This is a genomic window from Pelotomaculum schinkii, assembly GCF_004369205.1.
GTDB lineage: Bacteria > Bacillota > Desulfotomaculia > Desulfotomaculales > Pelotomaculaceae > Pelotomaculum_C > Pelotomaculum_C schinkii.
Genome location: NZ_QFGA01000001.1, coordinates 1,313,424 through 1,327,288, shown reverse-complemented (window position 1 = coordinate 1,327,288; position 13,865 = coordinate 1,313,424). Strand labels below are relative to the sequence as shown.

Annotated in this window: 14 protein-coding genes; 8 read left to right on the top strand and 6 right to left on the bottom strand. The window is 47.1% G+C overall.

Annotated elements, in window-relative coordinates:
* Position 1: 1 nt before the first annotated feature.
* From Psch_RS06285 to Psch_RS06270, 4 genes are all read left to right on the top strand, one after another.
* Complete coding sequence (locus Psch_RS06285) at positions 2–190, top strand: hypothetical protein (protein ID WP_134219494.1); 189 nt, start codon at positions 2–4, stop codon at positions 188–190.
* A 93-nt stretch (positions 191–283) separates the two neighbouring features.
* Positions 284–1,228 carry a hypothetical protein gene (locus tag Psch_RS06280; RefSeq protein WP_134219493.1) on the top strand — a complete coding sequence of 315 codons (945 nt, stop codon included), beginning with the start codon at positions 284–286 and terminating at the stop codon, positions 1,226–1,228.
* A gap of 246 nt (positions 1,229–1,474) precedes the next feature.
* Positions 1,475–3,235 (top strand): YcdB/YcdC domain-containing protein, encoded by a 1,761-nt coding sequence (locus Psch_RS06275; RefSeq protein WP_134219492.1) that lies wholly within the window; start codon positions 1,475–1,477, stop codon positions 3,233–3,235.
* Positions 3,236–3,246: 11 nt separating this feature from the next.
* Complete coding sequence (locus Psch_RS06270; RefSeq protein WP_134219491.1) at positions 3,247–3,486, top strand: type II toxin-antitoxin system prevent-host-death family antitoxin; 240 nt, start codon at positions 3,247–3,249, stop codon at positions 3,484–3,486.
* A 122-nt stretch (positions 3,487–3,608) separates the two neighbouring features.
* Here Psch_RS06270 and mutY read toward each other — a convergent pair whose 3' ends face one another.
* The 3 genes from mutY to Psch_RS06255 form a co-directional block, all read right to left on the bottom strand.
* Positions 3,609–4,742 carry an A/G-specific adenine glycosylase gene (mutY, locus tag Psch_RS06265; protein ID WP_243123961.1) on the bottom strand — a complete coding sequence of 378 codons (1,134 nt, stop codon included), beginning with the start codon at positions 4,740–4,742 and terminating at the stop codon, positions 3,609–3,611.
* 297 nt (positions 4,743–5,039) lie between these two features.
* The gene (locus Psch_RS06260) at positions 5,040–7,025 is read right to left on the bottom strand and encodes a sensor histidine kinase (protein WP_134219490.1); all 1,986 of its coding nucleotides are present in this window, start codon (positions 7,023–7,025) and stop codon (positions 5,040–5,042) included.
* Positions 7,000–7,695 carry a response regulator transcription factor gene (locus Psch_RS06255; protein WP_190239539.1) on the bottom strand — a complete coding sequence of 232 codons (696 nt, stop codon included), beginning with the start codon at positions 7,693–7,695 and terminating at the stop codon, positions 7,000–7,002. Before Psch_RS06255 ends, Psch_RS06260 begins: the two co-directional genes overlap by 26 nt.
* A 665-nt stretch (positions 7,696–8,360) precedes the next feature.
* Here Psch_RS06255 and Psch_RS06250 point away from each other — a divergent pair.
* A complete protein-coding gene (locus Psch_RS06250; RefSeq protein WP_134219486.1) occupies positions 8,361–9,077 on the top strand; it encodes an SH3 domain-containing protein in 717 nt (238 codons plus the stop codon).
* A gap of 59 nt (positions 9,078–9,136) precedes the next feature.
* Complete coding sequence (locus tag Psch_RS06245) at positions 9,137–10,483, top strand: ArnT family glycosyltransferase (RefSeq protein ID WP_190239538.1); 1,347 nt, start codon at positions 9,137–9,139, stop codon at positions 10,481–10,483.
* Positions 10,484–10,756: 273 nt separating this feature from the next.
* On the opposite strand, the gene Psch_RS06240 is transcribed toward Psch_RS06245, so the two are convergent.
* Together Psch_RS06240 and Psch_RS06235 are read right to left on the bottom strand one after the other, a co-directional pair.
* Complete coding sequence (locus Psch_RS06240) at positions 10,757–11,116, bottom strand: type II toxin-antitoxin system HicB family antitoxin (protein WP_190239537.1); 360 nt, start codon at positions 11,114–11,116, stop codon at positions 10,757–10,759.
* 3 nt (positions 11,117–11,119) lie between these two features.
* On the bottom strand, positions 11,120–11,377 hold the full coding sequence (locus tag Psch_RS06235; RefSeq protein ID WP_190239536.1) for a type II toxin-antitoxin system HicA family toxin: 258 nt from the start codon (positions 11,375–11,377) through the stop codon (positions 11,120–11,122).
* Between the two features lie 196 nt (positions 11,378–11,573).
* Between Psch_RS06235 and Psch_RS06230 the strand changes: the two genes are divergently transcribed.
* Both Psch_RS06230 and Psch_RS06225 read left to right on the top strand, forming a co-directional pair.
* On the top strand, positions 11,574–12,158 hold the full coding sequence (locus tag Psch_RS06230) for an RNA polymerase sigma factor (RefSeq protein WP_190239535.1): 585 nt from the start codon (positions 11,574–11,576) through the stop codon (positions 12,156–12,158).
* A complete protein-coding gene (locus Psch_RS06225) occupies positions 12,146–13,174 on the top strand; it encodes a DUF4179 domain-containing protein (protein ID WP_190239534.1) in 1,029 nt (342 codons plus the stop codon). Before Psch_RS06230 ends, Psch_RS06225 begins: the two co-directional genes overlap by 13 nt.
* 90 nt (positions 13,175–13,264) lie before the next feature.
* Here the strand turns inward: Psch_RS06225 and Psch_RS06220 are convergent, their stop codons facing one another.
* Positions 13,265–13,597 (bottom strand): hypothetical protein, encoded by a 333-nt coding sequence (locus Psch_RS06220; protein ID WP_190239533.1) that lies wholly within the window; start codon positions 13,595–13,597, stop codon positions 13,265–13,267.
* Positions 13,598–13,865 lie beyond the last annotated feature (268 nt).

Sequence of the window (13,865 nt, the reverse complement as noted above, 5' to 3'; positions counted from 1 at the left end):
ATTGGGTCTGGAATTTAACGCTACCGTTATTGCTCAGATTATTGATTTATTAATACTAATTATCATTATCGCCGTTATTATTCATATAGTATTAAAGTGTTTTTTCAAAAAGAATATTTTCAACAAAATGGAAGCAATGGATCGTGAGCTTAAAGAAATTAGAAGGTTATTGGAAGAGAAAAAGCAATAAAACCGGTGGCCCCTTTTGATGAATGTTCCGGGGTCAATATACCTTATTCCTATTGAAATTATTCAATCAAAGTATATTAAAGGGGGGAAAGGATTGCTGGAAGAGCTTAACAGGCGGCTGATGGATGTGAAAGAGAAAATGAGAATAAAGCAGAAACTTTTGGCTGCTCATAATGATATAGAGCAAAAGCTTTATGCGGAAAAAGCAAGGCTGGATGAGCTTGCGAACTGCTTGCAGAAAGAAGGCAAAGATGTACAAAAGCTGGAGGGATTAAGTCTTACCGGCCTTTTCCTGGGCATATTGGGAAGCAAGGAGGAACAGCTGGAAAAAGAACGGCAAGAATATCTCGCCGCCAAGCTGAGGTTTGATCAATGTAAAGATTCGATTTCGGCTCTGGAGGAACAGTTTGCAGATATTAATCAAAAAATTGATCAGTTAAAAGATTTAGACATGCAATATGAAGCTGTATTTAGAGAGAAAGAAAATTTTGTCTTACATGAAGGTAGTGCCGCTTCTCAAAAAGTCCTGCGGCTTTCCGAGGAGATCGCTGATATTCAATCTAATATAAGAGAGTTAAAGGAAGCGATGCATGCCGGGGATGCGGTTTTAAAAGAAGTAAACGGAGTTATTAGCTCCTTGAGAAGCGCACAAGGCTGGGGAACCTGGGATCTGCTGGGCGGAGGGCTTCTCTCAACCGCTATAAAACACTCAAGAGTTCATGATGCCAGAGATTCAGTACATAGAGTGCAGCAAAAGTTAATGATATTTTCAAGAGAGCTGAAAGATGTGGATCCATATTTACAATCAGGAGTGGCTATTGATATTGGGGGCTTTGCATCTTTTGCGGATTATTTTTTCGACGGCCTCATAGCAGATTGGATTGTTCAGTCCAGAATAAAAAACTCGCTGGCAAATGCAGTTTTACAGAGAGACAAGGTGGATAACATTTTGGAAGTTCTAAAACATACGCTGGCAAAAAGCGAACAAGAGCTGGAACGGTTAAAGAGAGAAAGAAAAAGCTTGATTGAAAGCATGTAGCTTTTTTGGCATATACATATTCAAACCAGGTCTGACAGCCACCTGGAAAAGAATAGATGTTTGGGTGAACCTGCCTTTTTTGCTGTCCGTCATATTTTATAGGGATATTTTTAAAATTGCCTCTGCATCGCCCGGTGTTTCATCATACGTGGCGCCGTTGGCGGCGTGGGCAACTATTCTAAAGTCGTGTGGCATTTATACCAATTGCATAGCGGATAATCCCGCAGGTAAAGGAGGAGATATTTTTTGAAAAAGGCTAAAGGCGTAGTGGTTGCCGTCCTGACAGCGGGTATGCTGTTGTCCGCGACCGCTTTGGCGGCGGGACAAGATGCGCCGGTGGTGGCGCGGGAAGTAAAAGGCGGTGTGGAAAGTGTACAGGTGACAAACGGGACGTACCCGCTTCACGAAGTGGAGTTGACTGAGTCACAGCAGCAAGCCATGGAAAAAATCTATCAAATCGTGCCCGAGCTAAAGGAACTCACCGTGGAAGGAGTGCATGAAGGGGGGGAGGATGCTTGGGGGGTAACCTTGAGCAATCGTGCCGGTGAGGCGGTGTCTGGTATTATGTGCATTCGTGCCAGTCTTTCTTTTAAAACCGGTACAAACGAACTGGTGAGGTTCGATATCCGGAACCCGGATTGGGCTTCTTTAGAGCTCCCACCTGCCGAACTGGCCAAAGAAAAAGCTTATGAATTTGCCCGGCAGGTTCTGGGAGATAAGATCAAGGACTACCGGATGAGTGATGGAATAGGCTTCAGTTCAGGAGGCGCGCGGGACAGCAAGGGGAACGAGATAAACTGGACCGAGGCGGGAGTGCAGTTTGAGCGCCTGATCAACGGCATACCTATGTTAAACAGCGGCATTCGGGTGGATGTCGACGCAGCCGGTCATGTCACCGAATATTATACAGATGGTTTTTATCAGATAAATGGCGGCATAAAATACGAAGAACCGGACCTTGCCGCGTTTCCATCTCCTGCCCTGGCCATAACAGGGGAAGCTGCGGAAGAGATTTTTGCCGGGCTGCTGGAAATGAAGCTGAACTATGTTGGCAGCTTTCCTTTGCAGTATCCAAAGTATCGCAGCGGGGAGGTCGAAACCCGTCCGGTTTTGATGTACGCTCCTTCGGCCTATGCGTCCATAGACGCTGTAACGGGGGAGCCGCTGGCCGGTTTTCAGCAGCCGCCGCAGATCAGTCTGGTAAGCCTGACTGGGGAGGGTAAGAAACTGGTCGCCGCGACTCCCGAAGAAGCAGCCGCTCTGCTTGCCGCTGAGACCGGCATGGATATTGCCGGCATGAAGCTTAGCGGGGAAGATGAGGTGGAAGAATCCCTTCAGCCGGGAATTAAGGTGAAAACGTACCACTTGAACTCCGAACCCCAAACGGGTCAGGACGGTACGCCGGATTACAGCACAATGCGTTATTTGTATCTCAGGACTCTGGCGGACACAGGACAGGTTGTCGGGTTCAACCTGCAGGACGAAGCCGGGCACGGCGAGAAGGCGACAGTATCCAGGGCCGCCGCGCAGGAAACAGCCATCCAATTTTTGCAAAGGTACCTGGATCGGGGCGCGGCCGAAATGGAAATGTACGTCTCCTGGCCGCAGGAAGAAAGCATTCCCGACTGGGTGGACAGGAGCAAGCTGGAAGGCAATGAGCAGCGTCCGGAGTATAATTTTGCCTTCACGTGCACGCACCAGGGCATCCCGGTTTCGGACCGGGGGTACTCTGTCACTGTGGACGGACTTACCGGCGGGATTACGGCTTTTCACGACAGGAACAGCAGTTCATCCGTCACCCTTCCGGACAGCAAGAATGTTGTGACCGCTGAGGCGGCAAAAGCCGAATTTTTGAAAAGCCACCCGTTGCGCCTGGTTTACCTCTGGCCTGAGTATTACGGCCAGAAAGCGCCCGAGCCCGTCCTGGTTTACATGCCGGACCATGGTGCAGGCATGGAGTACATCGACGCCTTTACCGGAAAAACGGTGACGGCGGAGATGGATTAAATTACAATGAGATTTCTGAGCTGTGCAAGCGGTCGGGAGAACCGGTGCACCTGACCAAGAACGGCGAGGGCGATCTGGTGGTGATGGATGTTGAAGCATTTGCAAGGCGCGAGAGCATGCTGCGCCTTCGGGAAAACCTGATTGCCGCTGAGGAAGGCCGGTTGAGCGGCAAAAACGGTTATTCTATTGACGAGGTATCCTCCATGATGAAGGCCGCTGTCCGAGAGGTACTGCATGGAAAGCGGGAATAAAATTTACATTGAATCAGTACATGTCATAGGCCGTTACAGAAATGTGGCGGCTTTTACTATGCCCATTAAATTCTGGATGGGATACTCTTTTTTCCGTTTTTCATATCCTAAACAACGTCTGATTAATGAATCTCAAGGTTGTTTTTTGTTTCTGCCAGCCAGCGGGGAAGATGCCGGGTAAAAGCCGAATATGCGCTGGGCAGCGCATATTCCCGGCGCACCGCCTCCCCATCCACCCAAACACAGTTTGGTACAGGCAGGGCATCTGCGGCATACACCAGATACCCGTGCATATGCCACTCCATATGGGTAAAAATATGTCGTGCGTCCGCCAGCCTTCGCACCGATGCGGGGCAGATCCCCCATTCGTCCAACAAAGCGGCCACTTCCTTCTCAGTAAGCCAGCCATCCAAATTGGGGAATTCCCATAACCCCGCCAGCAGCCCTTCTGCGGGACGCCGCCTGAGCAGCGTCTTGCCCTGAGAAGCCAGCACCAGCACTGTTTTTTGCTGCATGGCGCGGGGCTTTTGGGGAGACTTAACGGGAAGTTTGTCCGCCACGCCCTGCCGGTAGGCGGCACAGCCTGTCCGCACGGGACAGAGGTCACAGCGGGGAGCCGGACCCGGCAGGCATACCAGGGACCCCAGATCCATCATGGCCTGGTTAAAGTCCCCCGCGCGTTCGCGGGGCAGCATGGCTTGAGCCGCTGCGCGCAGGGTTTTCCTGGCCTGCGGCTGTGCTATATCGGCCCGGCAGGCCAGCAAACGGGCCAATACCCTGAGCGCATTGCCATCCACTGCCGGGACGGGGATATGATAGGCAATGGAAGCGATCGCTCCGGCGGTATACTCTCCGATCCCGGGCAGCTTCAACAGGTGCTGATAGGAAGACGGAAGCCTCCCGCCGTGGCGCTCCACAATAATGCGGGCTGCCTTTTGCAAGTTTCTCACCCGGTTATAGTAGCCCAACCCCTCCCACAACTTCAGCAGAGTGGCTTCCTCCGCCTTCGCCAGGGCAGGAATGTCCGGCAATACCTCCACAAATCTATAAAAATAAGGCAGTACCGCCTCTATACGCGTTTGCTGCAGCATGATTTCGGAGATCCATACCCTATAAGGATCAGGCTGCTCACGCCACGGCAGGATGCGGGCGTTTTGCTCATACCATGCTAAAATCGGTTCCGCCAACCGGCGCAGCCCTTCGATCTGCTCCGCTTCCGGCATGCCGGAACATGTTGCTGCCACAGTGTCGTCCACGCTTGACTCCTCTGCCTTTTCCACTGGTATAATGCATACTAATTTCGCCGCAAACCCGCTCTATGCCTGCTTTTTAACGGTGCTTTCTTTTAAGACGGACCGCAAACCCGGCATGGGGTTTTACGCTTGATACCGGGTTGGTCCGCCTTATATCGGGACAAAGTATATAACGGTTTTGGATTCTTGTGGTAAGAATTGCCGCAATATCAGAACCAACCGCCCATCCATCTTAGCTCCACGGCGGAATCAATTGAAACAACCTTTGGATACAGTCTCATGTCCCTTTTTACTCTTCTGTCACAAAGGGATGGCTACCGTTACTTTGAATAAATCGCCGTCAATTTCCAGCCGGAATTTTCCTCCCTGCAAACCGGTTAAGCTCTGCGCAATGGAAAGGCCCAGTCCCGATCCTTCGGTGCTTCTGGCCTCATCCCCCCGTACGAAGCGCTCGGTAAGCTGCTCGGGAGAAATATTAAGGGGAAAAGCCGAGATGTTTTTAATGGTGAAAGATCCATAGCCATTGTTGGAGGCAATATCAATATACACCCGGGAATGGGGCAGGGAGTATTTCACCACATTGGACAACAGGTTTTCGGCTATCCGCCACATGTGTTTGCCGTCCGCCCATACGCAGACCGTTTCAGCCGCAGTTTGAATATGAAGATCCAGCTCTGCCTGTTGGATTTTTTCCTCATATTCTCCGCACGCCTGCATCATCAGCTCCTGCAAGTCCACTTTTTCTCCGGTCACCGCCAGATTGCCGCTGGAGGCCTTGCTGGCTTCCACCAGGTCCTCAATGAGCTGCTTTAAGCGGGCTGATTTTTCTTCCAATATATTGACATACTCAGCCGCCGCTTCATTCTCCAACTGCTCCTTCTGGAGCAAGTCAACATAATTGATGATGGAAGTAAGCGGAGTTTTCAGATCATGAGAGACATTGGTGATCAGATCGGTTTTCATCCGCTCGCCTTTGACCGCTTGGGCCAACGCTTTTTGCAATCCTCCCTGGAGGCTGCGGATATCTTCGGCGAAAGCCGCAAAGCTGACGGGAATGCCGGTGCTCTCCAAGGGGTAGTCCAGGTTCCCGGCCGAGATCTCCTTGACCGCCTCCATGATCTGCGGCAAAGCGGCCAGCGACCTGGCGGCAAAGTAGACAACCCCGGCATTGAAGGCGATTAATAAGAAGAGGATAAAGAAGGCGGATCCGCCGAAATAGCCACGGTAGGTTTCGCGGAAAAGCACAAACAACAATCCGTTTGCGAAGCCGTAGCCCAAAAGCAGCGGCAGTATCCACAGTTTAAAGCCCTCGCCCCGGAAAGCCAGGCGCAGGAAGGCTTTTAAAGCCGAGCCGAGCTTGTACAGCAGGGTGTTGGTAAAAATTGACCGGTCTCTGATCTGCCGGGCTATGGACAAAACATAGGTTAAGCCAATGAATAGATCCAGGCTGAGAACAACGGCCAGGGCTGCTATGATCAGTGTATCCGATAGATCCGGGCCAAAGCCGACGACGACAGTCAATGACAGAACTGCCGCTAGCAACACCAGAACCGTATGGACATCGGCGTACAGCCAGGTTGGCCGGGGCGGCGTCCCGTATTCCTCCGGTTCCCGGCGGACGGTTGTATAAATCAGATAAACAAAGGCAGCCGCCATGAGGACGAAGGCTATCATCGCCAAAATGGTGGCGGCGTCGGTGAGGGCTTTGGTCCGGGTGTAATCCAGATAGTTGTCATAGAACATATCCCCGGCTTGCGGCGGGTCCACTACTGCCGCGTATACCTCATAGGGGCGGCCGGCCATCATATCTTCAAGGTTTCCGAAAGGGATGCTGGCATCAGATGTCCAGCCGTTAAGAAAGGCTCTGGCTGGTTGCTTCTGGATAAACCTGACCGGATCGGCTATCTCTGAGCCCAAATTGCTCCATGTTTCCCCGGTTTGGGTATTGCGCACATAATAAACGAAATTGACCATGGCGGGAAGCTTATTTTCAATGCGGTGGAGGCGTTGCAGATTGTCGGCTGCGGTTTGCCCGTCTGCGCCGGAGTTCTGAATATGGTCTTCGTTTTTCAGTAAGACATGATATTCCACTACGTTATGCACCAGCGAAGCAAATTTGCTTTGGAACGAATAAACTTCGTTATAGCTTGATGAACTGGCGATGTCGTGATTCCGGTACAAAAAAAGGCAACTGCCCATAGTCCCCAGAAAGCCCAGCCAGACTATGATCACGGCTGCCAGTTTGGCTCCGCCGGAATAGTTAATATTTCTCGATTTTATATCCAATGCCCCACACCACCTTTAAATATTTTGGTTCTCTAGGATTGATTTCAATTTTTTCCCGAATCCTCCTTATGTGTACGGCCACCGTATTTTCTGCCGCATAGGACGGTTCATTCCACACCTGCTCATAAATTTGGGCGATGGAAAACACGCGCCCCATGTTCTCCATTAAAAACACTACGATCCCGTATTCGGTGGGAGTCAGCCGGATGACTTCCCCGTCAACCCGCACCTCTTTGCCCTCCCGGCCCAGTTCCAGACCGCCGGTTTTTAGAATGCCGCTTTTATGGGCGATACTCCCCAGGGTGGTGTACCGGCGCATCTGTGATTTGACCCGGGCCATTAATTCCAAAGGATTAAAAGGTTTGGTCACATAATCATCCGCCCCAAAATTAAGCCCGGCAATCTTATCCGTATCCTCGGATTTGGCCGAGATGATGATGATAGGAATATTGCGTTCCTCCCGAATCCTGATGGTGGCCGACAGCCCGTCCATTTCCGGCATCATAACATCCAATACGATCAGGTGGATTTCGTGTTCGGCCAGAGCTTGCAGGGCCTGCGCCCCGGTATAGGCTTTGATCACCCCGTAGTTTTCGTGTTTTAAATAGATTTCCAGCGCATCCACGATGGCGGTGTCATCATCACACACCAGCACATTTAATCTTTCCATAAAACGCCTCCGTTGCATCCTAATCAGATCATCCCGCCGCTCAAATAAAGCCACCTGCCTTTCCACTTCAATATTCTGGCAGGTGAATATTACAAACCACTTCATGAAAATCTTAAGGCTTTCTTAAGAATAAGGCAAACCCGAAAGACACGAGACGCTTGTGCCGTGCCGTTTTTTCTGGAAGCAGGGGGACGGTTCTTTTGCTTTCTTTTAAAATAACTAAAAAATGGCTACATAGTGAAACCCGGAGCCATCCTATACAGTTCGAAGTCGGTGTATCGGCACTTTTTTCGCTGCGCCATCGAACAATTTGAAGGTAAATGGTGAACCAATTTGTTTACTGCGCCGTCATACTTTTAGGCTTAACTATAGGCTTAACTAAAACCAGGTGTCAGGTTGCCGGACAAGCTTGAGGAACCAGGGAAATTTATTTAAAGAATTAACCCGAAGGCTGACTGGGTTTTACACATAATGCAGCCACAATATGTTCTTTCCGATAAACTTCGTAATATCAAACGGTACTGATGGTTCACCCGCCTTGAGGAAGCCCTTGTTAAATCACCTGCGAGTTTCTCATATGGCGGGTAATCATAAAGGGGTTTGCTCTTAATGTTTTGAAATACTTTTATTGTATCTGTGAGACCAGCTTTAAAGGGGATCTTTGAGTGACTAAATTTGGAATATTTAAACGGCTGTCACTCATCTTTATTCTGGCAGCTGCCTTGAGTTTATCGGCATTTTTATGGGTAAGAAATATGTCCAATACTTTTTGCCGGATGTCCATTGAGCTTTATGCCGATGCTTCCCCTGACGAGTTGTCTTCGCCGGGAAAGCTGGAGGCCGGCCGGAAGGTCAGGTCGCTGGCGGAACGATCGCCATGGGTATTGGTGCAGGCGGGGACAACCGAAGGATGGTTGCCCGCCTGGTACCTGACCAGGGATACCAACGACCTGCTGCAGGATATAGCTCCGTACCTGATGGTTGTCAAAGAAAATGCGCCGGTATATCTCTATCCCGGCCAGGATGCTCCAATTTCCGACCTTGCTGCCGGGAAAGTGGTTAAGGTAGAGAAAGAGCTGTATAACTGGCGCTATGTGCATATCGCCGTCTATGATGTTCCCAGGGTGCAACGGGGTTGGGTATCCCGGGAATACCTGGCCACCAGGGAAGAAGCCGTTCCCATGGAAGGCAGGCTTCCTGCCGGAACAAAGATTTATTACGGGCCAAATGCCGAACAAATTGCGGGTTTGCCTGAGGAGGTTGACCCTGCCGACCAAAGGGTTTACATTGATAAGGAAATAGGGGAGATGGCTTACGTTTCCGGTCCCGGTGGGTGGAACGCCTGGATTTACAAAAAAGATATCGTCTACGATCCATTCTAGGTGCTTGAATACAAGCCAGGACATGATTAGGCTTTGGATAAAAAGGAGCAGGAAAGAAATTGAAAAAAATTTTACAGTTAGAAAAAAAATATCTTATTTCTATTCTTGTCATTACAGTAATTGGCTTACTTCTCAGGTATTATTGGATAATTACTATTCCGAATGTGCTGGAATCGGATTTTGAAGGGTATTACATCATTGCCGTTAATATTTTTAACAACCTCGGCTTTACACAATGGGGCAATCCTGTTGCCTTTCAGGGAATGGGCTATCCCCTTGTTTTAGGTTTATTCTTTAAGCTGGCAGGCAACACGGACGTTTTGACCGGAAAGTATCTGAACTTATTATTGTCCGTATCGACGATGGTTGTGTTATTTTTTATTTTTAATAAGCTGTTCGTTAAAAAAACGGCAATTGCCGCTTATCTCCTTGTAGCTTTATTACCGAATTATATAGCCTACAATAGTGTTTTAGGTTCCGAAATTTTATTTACGTTTTTCGTTGCCTTGACCGTTCTGGTTCAATTCTCTGAATTCGATAACAGGCTTCGTTATCCGCTGTTGGGATTTTTAATTGCCTTTGCAGCCCTTACAAAGCCTTATTTTATCGCATATCCGGCAATTCTTGCTGTTGTGGAATGGCTGCGCAGCAAGTCGGTAAAAGAGACAGTGATTGCTGTGTTGGCTGTCTCATCCGTCATGGCTGTGTGTATTGCGCCCTGGGCATATCGCAACTGGATCGTATTTAACGCGTTTATACCCATTTCCTACAATGGCGGATATGTTCTCTATATTAACAACAATGACTATAATTATGTTGGCGGCTGGATGGATCCAAATGAATTCCAAGTATCTGAAGAATTTAAAGCTAAGTTTGTGGAAAAGGGAACCGTATTTCCCGAACATCCTGCAAACACGGAAAAACTGTATAAAGACGAAGCAAAAAAGTGGATCTTTGCCCACCCAATTGAGTTTTTCAAGCTGGGTGTAATCAGGGTTAAGAATACTTTTTTTAACGGAGCTCAAGATGTTGAAAAATGGACGATGAATGAAATCATAAAAGATAAAGATTATTTTTCCGCGCAGAATTTAAGAAAACTGTCATTCTTTCGGGCGATCATAGATATTATTATATACATTTTAAGTTCTTTTGGATTATTTTATGCAATTGTCAATCTAAAACATATCCTTACCGGTATTTTTCAAAGATCGTCAACAATCGGATACAGGGAAACTGTGGTTACCCTCAATATTATATTCCTTATGGCAGTCTTTTTTGTAACCGAGGGACAGCCGAGATATAACTTTCCCGCCTTATTTTTTCTGATTATTGCTACGGTTGCCTGTATGGAGACAATAATAAGGAATTTTAACGTTGGTATAAGTTTTCAGCGTTTGCCAAGATGAGATGCGGGAATCCTTCTAATCTATTGTACGGTAAGATTTAAAATAAGGACCGTTTTGAACCAAAAGGGTAAGCCTGCTAACCGGCGGGCTCACATCCAGATTGGTGTACTGCTGCGGTTGATATAATTACATTTTGCCGGGGGCAGTCCAAACAGAAACCAGAAAAAGGTGTGGTTTTGCAAATCGGAGGAACCAGATTCTTGTCGGCTACGAAAGCTTATACTTCTAGCTGATGGGATCATGTTTTTGAGGGAGTGGATAATTATAGTCCTGCTACTGTGATTTTTTTGCTGTTTTTGAAGCCGATACCTTCTCTGCAATAGCGCTTTCAACAAATTGATTTAAGGAAATCCCTTTTATTGTAGCTTCTCGTACGGCTTGTTTGTGCATCTCCGGTGAAATTCTTATATTAAAGGTCCCTTTGTACACTTTTTGCGGCTCTTTCCCGTTTAACTTGCATAATTCGATATAATCTTCAACCGCTTCCCGGAAGGAACTTTTTAAATCTTCGACACTACTGCCTTCAAAACCAATCGAATCATCAATACCTTCTATCTTTCCAAAGAATATTTCATCCTCTGTGCTGAAGTGAATTGAACCAATAAAGTCTTTGTAAAACATGACGTCCTTCATGATTTAAATTACCCCCTGAGTCTTTAATGCTTCCGTTAACTCGTCTAATTGATACTTCTTTAAAACATTACCAGAGTGTGGTTTGTGCAGCCTTATCACATGCTTTGTTTGCACGTGCACAAATGCTACTCTTGAACCGGATGTACGTCCCCGATTATCCTCCCTGTAACCGAACCGGCTCAACAAGGTCCTGGCTTCAACATAGGTGAAGTCGGAAGGTTTTTCTAATAGTCTTTCCAGCAACTTATCCCGTTTGCTCATAATTTCTAAATCTTTCAATTACTTTTGATTTGTTTTTGTATTCTTATTATACCTAAAAGCCTTTAAAATTGCAACTAAAAAATAGTTGCAATTTTAATAAATAATAAATCAATTTGGTTGTTTTAAAAGATTAACACTTGAACCATCCGTCCGGGTGGTTTTTTGCATCATATTAGGTAGGGGGGGTGAAAGATGCGTGCGTGATAAAAGTGGGCCATACATCACTTCTGAAGCGGTATCGCGTATTTGTTCAGGAGATATCACAGCTTATGAAGAGTTTGTCCGGGAGCAGTGGACGGCTGCCGTACGCACCTGCTGTTTGATTTTAGGCAACCTGCATGATGCGGAAGAAGCTGCCCAGGACGCTTTTGTCAATCTGTATAAGTCTCGTGGGCAGCTAAGGGAGCCAAATAAATTTCGCGTATGGTTTTACCGGATTTTATTAAACGCGGCGCACCGGCGGAGGCGTCGTCAGTCGAAAGCTTTATCCGTATCTGACATGGAAATATTAGCTCCCGGCGATAAAATTGAACAGGCTGATACCAGAATTGCGGTAAGAGACGTCTTGCATGATATAAGCAAGCCGGAGAGAATTGCCTTGGTTCTATGCTATTTTTGCGATTTAACCGACAGGGAAGCCTCAATTGCGGCAGGCTGGCCGCTAGGCACATATAAGTGGCGGCTCGCCAGGGCCCGCCGTCAGATGGCCGGGCGGCTTAAAGAAAGTCAAGCGTTACAAGACGAATGTTGCAAAGGGGTGAACGAACCATGGATGAAATGATCAGACAGGAAATATATAAAGAGGGCGACCGCTACCCGGTTCAAGCCGTTCCATGGGACAAAATTCGTGAGCGTGCCCTTGACAACACGGCCGCGGATACAAATTTTCAGAGGAACGCGGTAATTCGCAAAATCTGTTGCAGCTTTGCTGCCGTAGTTGTAATCGGCGGGCTTGTGATCCTATCCGGTTTTATTTTCCCGGTCATAGCCAGGGCGCTGGAGCAAATCCCCATTATCAATGCGGTGTTTAATTTTGTCGAAGACAGGGGAATTCAAAATGCAATGGATAAAGGGTTCGTGACCAAACCAAACCTAACGGCCACGGACAAAGATATTTCTGTCACCATTACAGGTGTGTTGTATGACGAGGGGAGGATCGATATTGGCTATACAGTCACGACTTCCAGACCTGACCTTAGTCCCGAAACTTTTCCCGGAGATTTGATCATTCCTTTGGGATCCCCGGGAATGCAGTTTTTTGCCAATGGTAAGCCTATTCAGAATACTAAGCAAGCGACGTGTGAAAAAGCGGATAACGGCCGGGTTGGATTGGTGGAAATCTACCCGAGTGATGATTTACCTGAAGCATTCAACCTGGAGGTGGCGATTTATCAAATCGGAAAGGAACAAGGAGAATGGCTGCTTGGGCCGATTCCTGTGTCGAGGAAAGACACAGATGCGGCCACCAGGACATTTTCACCAATGAAAAAAGAGACATTTGGAGAAACCTCTGTTATGGTAAAAGAAGTAAAGATTTCTCCGTTAAGCATGCTAATCGAATATGAATCAATTCGGCCACTTACAGAGGAATTTTATTTTAGTGCTGTAATGGACGATAAAGGAAATAATATCCCGCAATGCGCTTCGATAAGACTGAGCCACCAAATTAAAGGAGATACGAAAATTACGGTTGCCCGATTAGTATGTGAGGCACCCAAAAATATACCAGAATTTCTTGTTCTTGTTCCTCAGGTAGCCGGCAGCCAACAGCAAAACATAAAAATTCCACTAAAATAATGAGCATCCTTAAAGTATTGTGTTTAGATTTTATGAATTACTCCACCCTGCTCAGGGTGGAGTAATTCAGCCTATTATCCGGTTGTCACTTTAGTGATAATATATATGGCCATTTCCGTATGCAAGACCAGCCCCTTTGTTATAGATTCTCATTTTATAGGTTCCTGATGCTACATTTTCAAACTTAATTGTTATACTTTTACTTGTAAACAAACCATCAACCCGTATCTCCCCAGTGGATTGACCACCACTTGTTGCAATGAGTTTGTAAGTAAGCCAAGCTGGATTCTGATATCCACCAATATACGACCATTGCACTAAAACAACATTAACATCCTGTGTTTCTGATACAGTGAATGTATCTTTAGTTTCGATAGACTGTTCTGGAACCAAATCATCAAATTTATAGGATAAATATGGCATAAATCAAAACCTCCTTAATTTTTTAGTTTAATGTTGAGCGATTATAAAACTTTGTTTAGGGTAAACTTACTCATTGCATAATGCTTGCGCATTATGCTCAATACTCGCTTCTTTACCTTTTGGACTACCGCCGGGACATTCCCGGCCTCAAAGCCGCTTCTCCTTTTGTAGCGCTTTCCAGAACAGTCGCTTATATCACTTTCCTCCAAAGAGAAGAAAACGATTAAAGGGCGATTTGGACTAAAACCAGACTCTTCCACTTCACGTG